A 14567-nucleotide genomic window follows, 5' to 3' on the forward strand; every position below is an offset into this window, starting at 1 on the left:
CCCCGATCGCCCGGCCATCAAGGCCGCAGCAGCACCTTGCCGTTGCGGCCCGAACCGGCACCGGCTTTTGCCGCCTGGGCGACGTCGTCCAAAGCGAAGATCTGCTCCACCGGCAGGGTGAGTTCACCCCCGGCCGCACGCTTCAGCAGTTCACCCACCAACCGCCGCTTGTCTTCCACCGCCATTGCCTGGCTGACCTTGCTGCCCCAGAAGCCCTTCACCGTGGCTTCCTTGTAGATCAGGCCGCCGGCGGGAATGCGCATCGGTTCGCCGCTCATCACACCGAAAGAGACCAGGGTGCCGTGGTGGCCGAGCAGGTCGACCAGGTCGCCGCTGGCATCGCCACCGATGGAATCGACTGCAGCAGCGGCCTGCGCTTGCCCGGTGGCTTCGCGCACGCGGTCCTTCCAGCCGTCCACCGAGGTATCGAACACGTGATCGATGCCCAGTGCCTGCAGTTGCGCCACGGCCTCGGCATTGCGCACCAGGTTGGCCACGTGCACGCCGCGCGCCTTTGCCAGCATCGCCAGCGATTTGCCGACGGCACCGTTGGCGGTGTTCTGCACGATCCACTGGCCCTGTTCGACGTGCAGGAATTCCAGCAGCATCAACGCGCTCAGCGGCATGGCGATCAGCTGCGCGGCCATTTCATCGGCGATCGCGTCCGGCATCGGGATCACCATCCGCGCCGGTGCGATGAACGCTTCGGCCCAGGTGCCGTGCACCGAGGCGGCGGCAACCCGCTGGCCGATCTGCAGGCCGTCGACGCCTTCGCCGAGCGCATCGACCACGCCCAGTGCTTCGCTGCCGCCGATCGCCGGCAGCGTCGGCTTGTAGCCATACAGGCCACGCACGGTCAGCAGATCGTGGTTGTGGATCGAGGCCAGCACGGTGCGGATGCGTACTTCGCCGGGACCGGGTTCGGGCAGGGGGGCATCGGCAACGGCGAGGACCTGGGCTGGATCGCCGAAGGAGGAGTACAGGGCAGCGCGCATGGGCGGTGTTCCAATGAAAGTTGAAGTTGTACCGAACTGGGGATGCGCCCGGCGTCGACAAGGCCGCGCACGTGCAACACGGCATCCTGCGACCGATGGTCGCGACGGTGCGCAATTACCGCATCTTGTGTTGACGGCTCGGAATATCCCCACTATGTTGTGGCTGTCACTCCCGGTCAGCCGCCGCCGGACATGCAGCAAACGTCCCGCGGCCCGCCCCTGAAGGCTTGCCGTGTCGACGCGGCCGCCACCGTGCGGACGCAGGTCGCCCCCACGGCCCGGATACCGGCCGCAGGCGCAGGCAGATGCCGACGACCTGTGTTCCCGCCCCTTGGCACTTCACCCGTTCGCCCCGTGCGCCGGTATCGCGTGCAGGGCCGCCATGGCATCGGGCGCCGACGCGCGCACGAGCCTGGAGTTCCACCACCATGACCGACAGTACCTTCCGCGTGGCCGACCTGGCCGGCGCCGGCAACGCCATGCGCGCCAGCGGCGAGCGCGTGCCGACCTGGATCACCAAGGAAGCCGGCAATCGTCGCCTGCCGTTCGATGCGGCGCGCCTGCTGCGCAGCATCGATACCATCCACGCCGAGCTGCCGCAGCTGGATGTGGCCGACTATCGCCGCGTGGTGCTGGCGATGGTCGAACGCAAGCCCAGCATCAGTGCCGATGATCTGGTGGATCTGCTGATCCGCGAAGCGGAATCGCGCGTCGACCTTGTCGCGCCGCAGTGGGAACAGTTCGCTGCACGCCTGTACCTGCGCCGGCTTTACAAGCGCGCCTGCCGCAACCGCTTCTACGATGTCAGCCTGAAGTACGGTTCCTACGTGGGCCTGCAGGAAAGCCTGGCCGACCGCGGCATCTACAGCAATGACATCCTGCGCTGCTATTCGAAGGAAGAGCTGCAGCAGGCCGGCGAGATGATCGACCCCGAACGCGATCGTCTGTTCGCCTACAACGGGCTGTACCTGCTGGCCACGCGCTACCTGGCTACCGATCGCAGCCGCGAGGTGTATGAGCTGCCGCAGGAACGCTGGCTGACCATTGCCCTGTACCTGATGCAGAACGAGGGCGGGGCTGGTGAGGGCGGCCGCGTGCGCCGCATGCAGTTGGTGGGCGAGGCGTACTGGGCGTTGTCCAACCTGTACATGACCGTGGCCACGCCGACCCTGGCCAATGCCGGCAAGGTCGGCGGCCAGCTGTCGAGCTGCTTCATCGACACGGTGGACGACAGCCTGCAGGGCATCTATGACTCCAACACCGATATCGCCCGCGTGTCCAAGCACGGTGGTGGTGTGGGTGCGTACCTGGGGTACGTGCGCAGCAGTGGCGCGCCGATCCGCGGCGTGCCCAACTCGTCCGGCGGCGTGGTGCCGTGGATCAAGCAGCTCAACAACACGGCGGTGTCGGTCGACCAGCTCGGCCAGCGCAAGGGTGCAGTGGCGGTGTACCTGGACATCTGGCACCGCGACATCGAGGCGTTCATGGACCTGCGCCTGAACAACGGCGACCAGCGCCTGCGTGCGCATGATGTGTTCACCGCCATCTGCGTGCCGGACCTGTTCATGGAGGCCGTCGAGCGCCGTGCCGACTGGTACCTGTTCGATCCGCACGAGGTGAAGCAGGCCAAGGGCTGGTACCTGCAGGATTTCTACGACGAGAAGCGAGGGCAGGGCAGCTTCCGCGACCGCTACGCCGAGCTGGTGGCCGACGAGCGCATCAGCCGTCGCACGGTGAAGGCGATCGACCTGTTCAAGCGGATCATGCTCAGCCAGCTGGAAACCGGCAACCCGTTCCTGTTCTACCGCGACGAAGTGAACCGGAAGAACCCGAACAAGCATGCGGGCATGGTCTATTCCAGCAACCTGTGCACCGAGATCCTGCAGAACATGAGCCCGACGCGGATGATCCAGGAGATCGTCAGCGGCGACCAGATCGTCACTACCCGCCGCGCGGGCGACTTCGTGGTCTGCAACCTGTCGTCGATCAACCTCGGCCGTGCCATCACCGCCCCCGAGGATCTGCTGGCCAAGGATGTGCTGGAACGGTTGATTCCGATCCAGGTGCGCATGCTCGACAACGTGATCGATCTCAATGCGCTGCCGGTGCCGCAGGCCACCATCACCAACCGCAAGTACCGCGCCATCGGCCTGGGCACGTTCGGCTGGCACCACCTGCTGGCACAGCAGGCGATCCATTGGGAATCGCCCGAGGCCGAGGAACTGTCCGATCGCCTGTTCGAGCGCATCAACTTCCTGACCATCCAGGCCAGCGCGCAGCTGGCCAAGGAGAAGGGCAGCTATCCGATGTTCGCTGGCAGCGACTGGCACAACGGCAACTATTTCCGTGACCGCGATTACAGCGGTGCGGCCTGGGACAGTCTTGCGCGCGAGGTGGCCACCAACGGCCTGCGCAATGGCTGGCTGCTGGCGGTGGCGCCGAACATGAGCACCGCGCAGATCGCCGGCTCCACCGCGTCGATCGATCCGATCTACAGTGCGTTCTACTACGAGGAAAAGAAGGACTTCCGGCGACCGGTGGCCGCGCCTGGCCTGTCGCTGGACACCTGGCCGTACTACGAGAAGGGTGCCTACAAGGTCGACCAGTTCGCCAGCGTGCGGCAGAACGCACGCCGCCAGCGCCATGTGGACCAGTCGATCAGCTTCAATCTGTACGTGCCCAGCACGATCCGCGCCAGCACCCTGCTGGAGCTGCACCTGAGTGCCTGGCGGGAAGGGTTGAAGACCACCTACTACGTGCGCTCCAACGACATCGACATCAGCGAGTGCGAGTGGTGCTCGAGCTGATTCGCTGCGCCCGAGCCGCGGTAGCGCCGGGCCATGCCCGGCGAGCGCACCGCGCGGCCACCGCACCTTAACTTCCGCCGGGCGTGGCCCGGCGCTACCTCTGCAGGAAAGACCATGGCAACACCCTTGGACCGCATCAAGATCCTCGAACCGCGCCACCCCAACCGCAGCACCGGCATCATCAACGGCCGCACCAGCGGCATCCTGAACTGGAACGACATTCCGTACCCGTCGTTCTATCGCGCCTACAAGGAGCTGTCGACCAACTTCTGGATCCCCGACGAGGTGGACATGAAGGTGGATGCACGCCAGTACGGCGAGCTCAACGCGCGCGAGAAGAACGCCTACGATTCCATCATCGGCCTGCTGGCCACGCTGGATTCGCCGCAGACGCGCTTCATCTACAACGTCGCCGAGTACATCACCGATCCGGCCGCGCACGCCAATGCGGCGATCATCGGCCAGCAGGAGGTGATCCACAACGAGAGCTACAGCTACGTGCTTGCCTCGATCACCGACCTGCCCAACCAGAACCGCATCTTCGAGATCGCCCGCACCCATCCCACCATCATCAAGCGCAACGCGCCGATCATGGGGGCCTATGACGATTTCATGCGCGAGAAGACCGCCGAAACCCTGCTGAAGTCGTTGATCCAGTCCTCGATCCTGGAAGGCATCAACTTCTATTCCGGCTTCGCGTACTTCTACAACATGGTGCGGCAGAACCGCATGAACGGCACCGGCAAGATCATCAGCTTCATCAACCGTGATGAGCTGGCCCACACCAAGTTCATCAGCGAGCTGATCCGCGCCATCATCGGCGAGAACCCGGAACTGCAGACCAACGAGCTGACCGCCTACGTGCACCAGTCGTTCGAACACGCCATTGAACTGGAAACCCAGTGGTCGGCGGAGGTGCTCGATGGCATCGATGGCATCGACGTGGACGAGATGGTGCGCTACGTGAAGTACCGCGCCAACAAGATGGCCGGCATGCTCGGCATCGAGCGCCTGTACAGCGACACCACCGACAACGTGATGCCGTGGATCAAGGCCTACGCCGACAACTTCACCGAGACCAAGACCGACTTCTTCGAGATGCGCAATGCAAGCTACAAGAAGACCAACGTCGACAACGGCTTCGACGACCTCTGAGCGCGGCCCGGCGCTGCGCATCCTGATCGTGGTGGCGTCGCTCAGCGGCAACACCCGTGAGCTCGGCCGCCACATCGCCGCGCGTTGCCGGGCCGCAGGCCACGCCGTGCACTGGCAGGAGGCCGACGACCTGCGCCAGGCCCCGCCGTTGCCGGTGGACGAGGCCGACCTGGTGCTGCTGGGCTGCTGGACCGACAACGCCGGGCGCACACCGTCGGAGATGAAGGCCTGGGTGGCAGGCATCGCCGAGCGCGGCCAGCGGCCGCGGCAGGTGGCGGTGTTCGGCACCGGTGAAACGCAGTGGGGGCAGGAGTACTACTGCGGTGCGGTGCACCGGCTGATCCGCTATTTCGACAGTGGCTACCCGCCGCTGGAGATCGAACAGATGCCACATGGCCGGAGGCATGCCGCGGCCATCGATACCTGGACCGATGCGGTCCTGGACCACTACTGGAGTACCACCGATGCAGATCATCGACGCCACCACGCCTGAGCAGTTCCAGCAGTTGCTGGCCGACCATCCACGCGTGCTGGTGGACTTCCACAAGGACCAGTGCCCGGGCTGCCGGATGCTGGATATGTCGCTGCAGCGGGTGGCCAGCGGCACTGCAGGGCAGGGCACGACCCTGCTGCGGGTGCAGCTGGAGGTGGTGGGCGAGGCGTTCTTCCGCGAGCTGGGCCTGCGGCAGACCCCTACGTTGTCGCTGTTCCTGGACGGTGACGAGCGCATGCGCATGCCGGGTTTCCAGTCGCCGCAGCAGATTGAGGCCGCGATCGCGTTGCATCTATGACGCAGAGATGGCGGGGTCGGATCCCTTGCCGGAGGCAAGGGCTCTGACCCCCATACCGTGACAAGGGCATCCATGCATGGCGTGGAACTACCTGGGTCAGAGCCCTTGCCTCCGGCAAGGGATCCGACCCCGGCATTGGCGTCACCCGCCGGCGAACGTATCCACCAGCAGCTTCACGTTCAGCACCACGATCACCAGCGCGATCACCCAGGCAATGCCGCCCAGCCAGCGCGGTGCCACCAGCGCGCCCATCGTCACCTTGTCGGTCACGATGCGTACCAGCGGGATGATCGCGAAGGGCAGCTGCATGGACAGCACCACCTGGCTCAGCACCAGCAGCTTCACCGCGCCCTGGTCGCCGAACAGCATGATGACCACCACCACCGGAATGATCGCCAGCGCGCGGGTGATCAGCCGCCGCAGCCACGGTGGCAGGCGCAGGCGCAGGAACCCTTCCATCACGATCTGCCCGGCCAGTGTCGCGGTCACGGTGGAGTTCAGGCCGGAGGCGAGCAGTGCCACTGCGAACAATGTCGAGGCCAGGCCGACGCCCAGCATCGGTGCCAGCAACTGGTGCGCCTGCTCGATGTCTTCCACGTCGAAGCGGCCGTTGGCATGGAACACCGCCGCCGCCAGGATCAGGATGCTGGCATTGATGAACAGCGCCAGGGTCAAGGCAAAGGTGCTGTCGGTCACCGCCCAGCGCAGCGCGCTGCGACGGCCTTCATCGGTGCGTGGATAGGCACGGGTCTGCACGATGGAAGAATGCAGGTACAGGTTGTGCGGCATCACCGTTGCACCGATGATGCCGATGGCGATGTACAGCGCATGCGGATCGGTGACCACCTGCGCGCGCGGAATGAAACCGCCCAGCACCTGCATCACCGGCGGCGCGGCCAGCGCGATCTGCACCATGAAGCAGCCGAAGATCACCAGCAGCAGTGCGATCACGAAGGCTTCCAGCGCGCGGAAACCGCGGTTCATCAACAGCAGCACCAGCAGCGTGTCCAGCGCGGTGATCACCGCGCCCCACAGCAGCGGCAGATCGAACAACAGTTTCAGCGCGATCGCCGTGCCGATCACTTCGGCCAGGTCGCAGGCGATGATCGCCGCTTCGCACAACGCCCACAGCGCCAGGTTCACCGGCTTGGGGTAGCGCGCACGGCAGGCCTGCGCCAGGTCCATGCCGGTGGCGATGCCCAGCCGTGCCGACAGCGCCTGCAGGATCACCGCCATCAGGTTGGAGATCAGGATGACCGACAGCAGCAGATAGCCGAAGCGTGAGCCACCTGCGAGATCGGTCGCCCAGTTGCCCGGATCCATGTAACCGACCGACACCATGTAGCCGGGGCCCAGGAAGGCCAGCAGCCGGAACCACCAATGGCCCTTTTCGGGTACGGCGATCGACGCGTTGAGCGCGCCCAGGCTGGCCGCGGTGGAGGCCGGAGAGTCGGTGGGCGCGACACTGTTCATGACTGCCAATATAGCCACTGCTATATCGCATAGCAATGTGAAACAATCGTCTTTACTGCGTCACTGGTCCAGAATTCAGGTTCGCACCCGGATGACAACTGCAGGACAGGCACACGCGTGGGCAAGACGGACGATTCGACATTGCTGAAAAGCACCCCCTTGATCGAGGCCGAGCGCCAGGTCGAGAGCTTCCGGCAGGTGCGCGAAGCACACCGGATGGAGCTGGTGGAGGATTATGTCGAGCTGATCTCCGACCTGCTGGCCGACGGCGGCGAGGCCCGCCAGGTCGACATCGCCACCCGCCTCGGTGTGGCCCAGCCGACCGTGGCGAAGATGCTGCGCCGGCTGGCCCGCGATGGCTGGGTGGTGCAGCGCCCGTACCGCGGCGTGTTCCTGACCCCGGAGGGCGAGGCGCTGGCCCATGCCAGCCGCCAGCGCCACCAGACCGTGGAGCGCTTCCTGCTGGCGCTGGGCGTGGACCCGGATACCGCGCGACGTGATGCCGAGGGCATCGAGCACCACGTCAGCGAACAGACACTGGCGCTGTTCGACGCATTCGTGCGCAAGGCCGAGGGCGGTTCCGCCGAACGGTAGCGCCGGGCCATGCCCGGAGGGCGCGTTGCCGCCTCCCGCATTTCGCCGGGCATGGCCCGGCGCTACCGGGGTTCAACGCCTGGCGCTGGGCGTGGACCCGGATACCGCGCGACGTGATGCCGAGGGCATCGAGCACCACGTCAGCGAACAGACGCTGGCACTGCTCGACGCATTCGTGCGCAAGGCCGAGGGCGGTTCCGCCGAACGGTAGCGCCGGGCCNTGCCCGGCGGGCGCGTTGCCGCCTCACGCATTTCGCCGGGCATGGCCCGGCGCTACCGGGGTTGAATGGCGTCATCGGGGCAGGGCGCCTGCTGTTGCGCACATGCCCGCGTCCACCATTCCCGCAGTGCGCTGCGCCGGAAGGGGTCAGCCGCGGCGGAAGGCGGCGGGAGTGCGCGCGCCGACGATGATCATGCGGATCATCGTGGAGATCTGTTCGACCAGTTCCGGATCGTTCTCAGGGGGCTGGTCCATGGCCGAAGCGCCCATCGCAAACACCAGCCGGGTGATCGCCATCGACACCAGTTCCGGCTTGTACAGTACCGCGCCATCCAGTGCGGCCAGGCGCACCAGGTCATGCTGCAGTTCTTCTTCGAAGTAGTGCAGTTCGCGTTCGACCGCGTGCTTGAAATCGTCCGAGCCGACCGCGCCTTCGCGCAACAGGACGTGCAGCAGCTTGTCGTCGGCACGCAGCTGTTCCATGAAGGTTTCCACCGACACGCGTACCACGCTGGTGGCGCTGGACGTAGCGCGCTGGCGGGCTTCGCCGATGATGGTGCGGAGCGAGCGTCCAGCCACGTCGATCAAGGCGACGGCCAGTTCGTCCATGTCGCGGAACTGGCGGTAGAAGCTGTTGGGTGCGATGCCCGCCTCGCGCGCGACTTCGCGCAGGCTGAGGGTGGAGAGGCTGCGATGCGGGCCGATCAGTTTCAACGCGGCGGCCAGCAGATCCTCGCGGCTCACCGTACGGCGGGCCGGGCTGCTGGCATCTTCAGGCGGAGACAGAACGGTGGCGGCGGCCATGGTACTTCCGGAGGGGCAAGGCTGAATCATACCCAATCCGGTGCAATATACACATGTATACACAGCTGTGTGTGCGGCCGTATAGTGCATCCATGAGCGCTGTCGTCCGTCCTTCCCTGTTTTCCCCGTATCGCTGGCTGTCGCCGTCGCTGTTCGACTTCTGGGCGGGCCAGCTGAATCCGTTGTGGACCCTGCGTGAGCCGATGGCCCGCCTGGTACGGCGCGAGCCGGCCGGCGAGGGCGCCGCCACCCTGGTCCTGCGCTGCAACCGGCACTGGGCCGGGATGCGCGCCGGCCAGCACGTCACCCTGGGCGTCGAGCTTGAGGGGCGTGTATTGCGCCGCAGCTACAGCCCGACCCGCCTGGGCCGTCGTGAGCTGGCCATTACCGTCAAGGCGGTGGAAGGCGGCAAGGTCAGCCAGCATCTGGTCGCGCATGCCAAGCCGGGCGACCTGTTCCGGCTGGATGCGGCCTTCGGTGATTTCCACATGCCCGCCGCAGCGCCGGTACTTCTGCTGGCCGCCGGCAGCGGCATCACGCCCATGCGCAGCCTGCTGCGCGACGCCTGCCAGCGCCCGCTGGCGGCGCCGGTCGACCTGTTCTACTGGGAGCGCAACGCCGCGGCGTTCCAGTTCCGTGATGAGCTGCAGGCGCTGGCCGCAGCGAACCCGAACCTGCGCGTGCATCTGCTGACCACCCGCGAAGGCGAGGTGACGGCCGCGCGCATCGACAGCCACACGTTGGCCGTTGCCGGTGACGATACCCCGCTGGCGCAACGCCATGTGCTGGCCTGTGGCCCCGATGGCTTCGTTGCCGCTGCGCGCACGCGGCTGGCGCAGCAGGTGGCCGGTTTCCAGGCTGAAGCCTTTACGCCGCCTGCGGCACTCAGTGATGCCGACAGCCTGGGTGAGGTTGCATTGACCCTGGCCCGCAGCGGCCGGCGGCTGATCGTGCCGCGTGGCCGCTCGCTGCTGGAGAGCCTGGAGGCGCAGGGCATCGCGCCCAAGCACGGCTGCCGCATGGGCATCTGCAACAGCTGTACCTGTGAACGCGTCAGTGGCACCACCCGCCACCTGCGCACCGGCGATACCCAGTCCGAAACGGCCGTGCCGGTGCGGATCTGCGTGAGCGCGCCGACCACCGACCTGACCCTGGATCTCTGAGGACTCCGCTGCCATGACCCGCGCTACCGACCGTGCCCTGAGCCCTGCCGAGATGCAGACGTTTGGTGAGGAACTCGATGCGATCCGCGACCGTGTGATCGGCAGCCTCGGCGCCTCCGACACCCGTTACATCCGCCGCGTCGCAGCGGCTGTGCGCTGGTCCGGCGTGCTCGGCCGCAGCCTGCTGTTCCTGGGCGCGTTCTCTCCGTTGTTCTGGGCGCCGCTGCTGTGGCCGGCCTGCATCGCCGGCACGCTGCTGCTGGCGCTGGCCAAGATCCTGGAGAACATGGAACTGGGCCACAACGTGATGCATGGCCAATACGACTGGACCGGCGATCCCAAGCTCAACGGCAACACCTACGAATGGGACATCGTCGCCACCGCCGACAACTGGCGCAAGACCCATAATTTCCGCCACCACACCTACACCAACGTGCGTGGCATGGACGATGACATCGGCTATGGCCTGCTGCGCATCTTCCCGGAACAGCGCTGGAAGCCGTTCTACCTGCTGCAGCCGATCATCGCACCGATCTTCGCGCTGCTGTTCCAGTGGGGCGTGGCGGCGCAGGACCTGCGCCTGGGGCGCTGGTTCAAGGGCCGCATCAGCAGCCGTGCGATGTGGCTGCAGACCCGTCCGGTGGCCCGCAAGATGATCCGCCAGGTGCTGAAGGACTACGTGTTCTTCCCGCTGCTGGCCGGTCCGTTCTTCCTGCCGGTGATGCTGGGCAACATGGTGGCCAACGGCCTGCGCAACATCTGGACCTACGTGATCATCTTCTGCGGCCACTTCACCGCCGAATCGGAAACCTTCCCGAAGGAATGCCTGCGCAATGAATCGCGTGGCCACTGGTACCTGCGCCAGCTGCGCGGTTCGTCCAACATCAGCGGCGGTTTCGTGATCAACGTGCTGTCGGGCAACCTCAGCCACCAGATCGAGCACCACTTCTACCCGGACCTGCCGGCCAACCGCTATGCGGCCATCGCCAAGGAAGTGAAGGACATCTGCCGGCGCTACGGCCAGCACTACAACAACGGCTCGCTGCCGCGGCAGTTCACCCAGGTGGTCTGGCGGATCCTGCGCCACGCGTTCCCCAGCAAGCCGCGCCGCATGCCGATGCCGGACATCATGCCGGCACCGGCGTCGGCCAACGCCGGCTGAGTCTTCAGCCGGCCTTCGCCAACAGCGCAGGCGGATCGCGATCGAGCCTGCGCAGGAACACCTGCATTTCCTTGCGGGCCTGCTGGTCGCCCTTGCTGCCGGCCACGCTGAGCCCGCGCTGCCACGCTTCGCGCGCCGCCTGCGGCTGGCCACCGGCCAGCCAGGCCTTGCCCAGCAGCTTCCACGCCGCCGAATAGTCCGGGTCCAGCACCACGCAGCGGCCCAGATGGGTGGCTGCGCGCACCGGGTCGCCGGCATCCAGCCAGCTCTTGCCCAGGCCGAAGCGCAGCAGTGCGCTGTCCTTGCCGGCGGCAAGCATCCTCTCCAGCGTTTCGATGTCCATCAGCGCACCTCCAGCAGGGTTTCCACCGGTCCCGCCTGGAAGCGGCCGCGATGGAACAGCAGTGGTGCACCGCCTGCTTCCTGCACATCGACAATGCGCCCGGCCAGCAACAGGTGATCGCCGACCGGCCACTGCGCGTGGCGGGTGCAGGTGAGGTGGACCACGGCACCGGCGATGCGCGGTGGCGCGTCTTCGCCGTCGTCCAGCAAGGGCACATCGGTGAATCGATGGCGCACCTGCGGATCGGCGAACCGGCGCGCCAGCGCTTCCTGGCCAGCGCCGAGCACGCTGATCGCAAAGCGGGTGGCGCGCTGGAACGTGGACAGGCTCTGCGCATGCAGGGCGAGGTTCCACAGCACCAGTGGCGGCTGCAGCGAGATCGGCACGAACGAGTTGATGGTCAGCCCCTGCGGTTTTCCCTGTGCGTCGCGGGCGCAGACGATCGCCACGCCGGTAGGGAAATGGCCGAGCAACCGCCGCAGCGCACGCGGTGGCAGGCTGACCGATGGCACCGGTGCCGGAGCGGGGAACACCCCCGCCCACGGCCCGGCGTATGCACCGGAGTCCGTGTTCATGCGGCCTTGGCCTGGCGGTAGCGCCGGCCGACCTCGGCCCAGTTGATGAGGTTGAAGAACGCGCCGATGTAGTCCGGGCGACGGTTCTGGTAATGCAGGTAGTAGGCGTGTTCCCAGACATCCAGGGCAAGGATCGGGGTGTTGCCGGAGGCGCCAGCCGCCACGCCCATCAGCGGGCTGTCCTGGTTGGCGGTGCTTTCGACCTGCAGGCGGCCATCGCGATCGACGGTCAGCCACGCCCAGCCACTGCCGAACCGGGTCTGCGCGGCCTTGCTGAAGGTTTCCTTGAAGGCGTCGTAGCCACCGAGGTCACGATCGATGGCCGCGGCAAGCTCGTCATCGGCGGTGCCGCCATTGGCGCTGAGCACGGTCCAGAACAGGCTGTGGTTGGCGTGGCCGCCGCCGTTGTTGCGCACTGCACCGCGGATCGATTCGGGCAGGGCGTCGAGGTCGGCGATCAGCGTTTCCACCGGCTGTGCCGGCAGGCCCGCCTGTTCCAGCGCGGCATTGAGGTTGTTGACGTAGGCCTGGTGATGCTTGCTGTGATGGATTTCCATCGTGCGCGCATCGAAGTGCGGCTCGAGGGCGTCGTAGGCATAGGGGAGGGCGGGAAGCGGGTACGGCATCGAGACAGTCTCCGTGGGGAAGGCCAGGGGTATGGCCGTGGGGAGACTGTTATCGCACCTCAACATTGGTTGAGGTCAAGCGGGGTGGTTGAAAAGAGGGCGCTGTCGGCGCGTTGACTGTCCCGGGATCGCGTGGGCGGATGGGCCCATGCAGGACACGCCGTAAACCCATCCATGAAGTGACCCCTTAAAGTTGGACAGTTGGGGGGTCAGGCAGCCAGCGCGACCTGTTCCCGGTACTTTACCGGGCTCAGGCCCTTTAGTTTCAGTCGGATACGGTCGGCTGCCGGCCAGCGGCCGGCACTACCTGTATCCGTCGAATCCTGCGCCTGGCGTCAGCTCAGCCATTCCTTGCAGCCGCTATCAACCTGCTCACCACAGGCGGCCTGCATCCGCTGCTGCAGCCGCGCCAGCGTGTCCGCACCCTTGTGCTTGGCGCTCCATGCCTGCAGCTGCCCGGCCAGTCGTTCGAAGCGCTGGCGCGTGCGCTGGTGGTAGCCGGACGGCTGCTTGTCCAGCTCGGCGATCAAGGCCTCGGTGGCCTGCTCGATACGCGGTGCATCATCGGGTGCCAGCCGCAGCAGGCCTTCCACGTACAGCACGCCCCACTGCACGCGCGTCGCAGGGCCCTGCGCGCCTTCATAGGCACGCTTCAGCCATTCCAGGGCGCCGGCGGTATCGCCGCGCTGCTCGGCCAGTTCGGCCAGTTCCGGCATATAGTAGTAAGGCTGCTCGCTGCGCTTCAGCTCTGCCAGCAGCAAGGCCTCGGCGCCTGCATCATCATCGACCTGACGCAGCGCGTAGACGGCGCTGCTGATGGTGGCCTGGCGCGCGTGTGCATCGGTGGCTGCGGCATCGGCGGCGGCCACGCGCTGCTTTACGCGCTGCACCAGTGCTGCCGGCAGCGCGCCTTCAGGCTGCTGCTGGCGGGCCAACGCCAACTCGGTCAACGCGCGTGACAAGGCATCGTCTGCGCGATCACCACGCGCGGCATCGGCACGTTCCAGCGCGACCAGCAACTGCTGGCCGAGGGCATTGCTGCTGGCCGGACCAGCGCTGGCCTGCTTCACCAGCCCCGCGCCGGCATAACCGAGCAGCTCGCGGTTGCGACGTACCTCCGCCGGTTGTGCCAGCACCGCCTGCAACAGTTCGCGTACCTGGGTGGGCGCTGCCGTCGGCTTCCCGGCGGTAGCCAAGGCGAGCAGCGCGAAGCGACGCTGCAGCGCAGGCTCGGGTGCGGCCTTGGCCAGCTGCTGCAGCACGTCCTGGGCGCTGCGCTTGCCAGCCAGGCGGTTGGCATCCACCTCCCAGCCGTAATCGCCCAGCACCTGCCAGTCTTCGGCGCCAAGCGTGGCCGGCGTCGCCAGCGCGGTCGCAAGTGTTTCGGCGACAGCGCTGCGGCGGCTGGCGGCGACGGTCAGGGCCCGGTTCAGTTCGGCCGCGTCGTTGCCGCCGGCCACGCGGGTGATTTCGTTGCGCTGCGGGTCGAGCACGATCAGGGTCGGATAGCCGCGCACGCCGAAGCGTTCGCCCCATGCCTGCGCGCCTTCTTCGTCGCCGTCCAGGTAGACCGGCACGAATTTGCCGGTCAGTGCGATGAAGGCCGGATCCTTGAACAGCCCCGCCTTGAGCTGGTTGCACGGCGGGCACCACACCGCGCCCCAGTACAGCAGCACCGGCTTGCCACTCTCGGCGGCTTCGTTGAACGCATCATCCACGTCGCCCTGGCGCCAGGCGATGGCGGAGGCCGGGGCGGTCGATGCCGCCTTGGCCGTCGGTACCGGCGCGGACGCGGGGGAGCAGGCGCTCAGGGCCGAGGCCAACAGCAGCAGGGAAAGCGCGACGCGCATCGGCAGCAT

General features: G+C 66.7%; 14 protein-coding genes and 1 pseudogene. 8 read left to right on the forward strand and 7 right to left on the reverse strand.

Going from position 1 to position 14567, the window contains the following annotated elements:
- Positions 1 to 17: 17 nt before the first annotated feature.
- Positions 18 to 995: a zinc-binding dehydrogenase gene (locus tag TEP_RS08210; protein ID WP_132824911.1), complete on the reverse strand. Its 978-nt coding sequence runs from the start codon at positions 993 to 995 to the stop codon at positions 18 to 20.
- A gap of 479 nt (positions 996 to 1474) precedes the next feature.
- Between TEP_RS08210 and TEP_RS08215 the strand changes: the two genes are divergently transcribed.
- From TEP_RS08215 to TEP_RS08230, 4 genes are all read left to right on the forward strand, one after another.
- On the forward strand, positions 1475 to 3802 hold the full coding sequence (locus TEP_RS08215; RefSeq protein ID WP_240790749.1) for a ribonucleoside-diphosphate reductase subunit alpha: 2328 nt from the start codon (positions 1475 to 1477) through the stop codon (positions 3800 to 3802).
- Between the two features lie 114 nt (positions 3803 to 3916).
- A complete protein-coding gene (locus TEP_RS08220; protein WP_025878567.1) occupies positions 3917 to 4957 on the forward strand; it encodes a ribonucleotide-diphosphate reductase subunit beta in 1041 nt (346 codons plus the stop codon).
- A 13-nt stretch (positions 4958 to 4970) separates the two neighbouring features.
- Entirely contained in the window at positions 4971 to 5450 is a 480-nt protein-coding gene (locus tag TEP_RS08225) for a flavodoxin (protein ID WP_165933950.1), read from the forward strand.
- Positions 5422 to 5748: a thioredoxin family protein gene (locus tag TEP_RS08230; RefSeq protein ID WP_132824913.1), complete on the forward strand. Its 327-nt coding sequence runs from the start codon at positions 5422 to 5424 to the stop codon at positions 5746 to 5748. Before TEP_RS08225 ends, TEP_RS08230 begins: the two co-directional genes overlap by 29 nt.
- Before the next feature lie 141 nt (positions 5749 to 5889).
- On the opposite strand, the gene TEP_RS08235 is transcribed toward TEP_RS08230, so the two are convergent.
- On the reverse strand, positions 5890 to 7221 hold the full coding sequence (locus tag TEP_RS08235; RefSeq protein ID WP_132824914.1) for an Nramp family divalent metal transporter: 1332 nt from the start codon (positions 7219 to 7221) through the stop codon (positions 5890 to 5892).
- Between the two features lie 117 nt (positions 7222 to 7338).
- Here TEP_RS08235 and mntR point away from each other — a divergent pair, with 117 nt between their 5' ends.
- Both mntR and TEP_RS08245 read left to right on the forward strand, forming a co-directional pair.
- Positions 7339 to 7815: a manganese-binding transcriptional regulator MntR gene (gene mntR, locus TEP_RS08240; protein WP_132824915.1), complete on the forward strand. Its 477-nt coding sequence runs from the start codon at positions 7339 to 7341 to the stop codon at positions 7813 to 7815.
- Between the two features lie 70 nt (positions 7816 to 7885).
- Positions 7886 to 8026, forward strand: a pseudogene (locus TEP_RS08245) (iron dependent repressor, metal binding and dimerization domain protein); the annotation flags it as partial.
- Between the two features lie 156 nt (positions 8027 to 8182).
- Here the strand turns inward: TEP_RS08245 and fabR are convergent.
- Positions 8183 to 8839: an HTH-type transcriptional repressor FabR gene (gene fabR, locus TEP_RS08250; RefSeq protein WP_025878574.1), complete on the reverse strand. Its 657-nt coding sequence runs from the start codon at positions 8837 to 8839 to the stop codon at positions 8183 to 8185.
- Positions 8840 to 8931: 92 nt separating this feature from the next.
- Between fabR and TEP_RS08255 the strand changes: the two genes are divergently transcribed.
- Both TEP_RS08255 and TEP_RS08260 read left to right on the forward strand, forming a co-directional pair.
- The gene (locus TEP_RS08255; protein WP_240790658.1) at positions 8932 to 10002 is read left to right on the forward strand and encodes a ferredoxin reductase; all 1071 of its coding nucleotides are present in this window, start codon (positions 8932 to 8934) and stop codon (positions 10000 to 10002) included.
- A 13-nt stretch (positions 10003 to 10015) separates the two neighbouring features.
- Positions 10016 to 11164 carry an acyl-CoA desaturase gene (locus TEP_RS08260; RefSeq protein WP_132824917.1) on the forward strand — a complete coding sequence of 383 codons (1149 nt, stop codon included), beginning with the start codon at positions 10016 to 10018 and terminating at the stop codon, positions 11162 to 11164.
- 4 nt (positions 11165 to 11168) lie between these two features.
- Here TEP_RS08260 and TEP_RS08265 read toward each other — a convergent pair whose 3' ends face one another.
- The 4 genes from TEP_RS08265 to TEP_RS08280 form a co-directional block, all read right to left on the reverse strand.
- Entirely contained in the window at positions 11169 to 11507 is a 339-nt protein-coding gene (locus TEP_RS08265) for a tetratricopeptide repeat protein (RefSeq protein ID WP_132824918.1), read from the reverse strand.
- Positions 11507 to 12082, reverse strand: coding sequence for a flavin reductase family protein (locus tag TEP_RS08270; protein ID WP_132824919.1), 576 nt, complete (start codon positions 12080 to 12082; stop codon positions 11507 to 11509). Before TEP_RS08270 ends, TEP_RS08265 begins: the two co-directional genes overlap by 1 nt.
- A complete protein-coding gene (locus TEP_RS08275) occupies positions 12079 to 12708 on the reverse strand; it encodes a superoxide dismutase (RefSeq protein WP_132824920.1) in 630 nt (209 codons plus the stop codon). The genes TEP_RS08270 and TEP_RS08275 overlap by 4 nt, the downstream gene beginning before the upstream one ends.
- Before the next feature lie 335 nt (positions 12709 to 13043).
- A complete protein-coding gene (locus TEP_RS08280) occupies positions 13044 to 14567 on the reverse strand; it encodes a thioredoxin family protein (protein ID WP_132824921.1) in 1524 nt (507 codons plus the stop codon).

This window comes from Stenotrophomonas sp. TEPEL, from assembly GCF_004348785.1.
GTDB classification, from domain to species: domain Bacteria; phylum Pseudomonadota; class Gammaproteobacteria; order Xanthomonadales; family Xanthomonadaceae; genus Stenotrophomonas; species Stenotrophomonas indicatrix.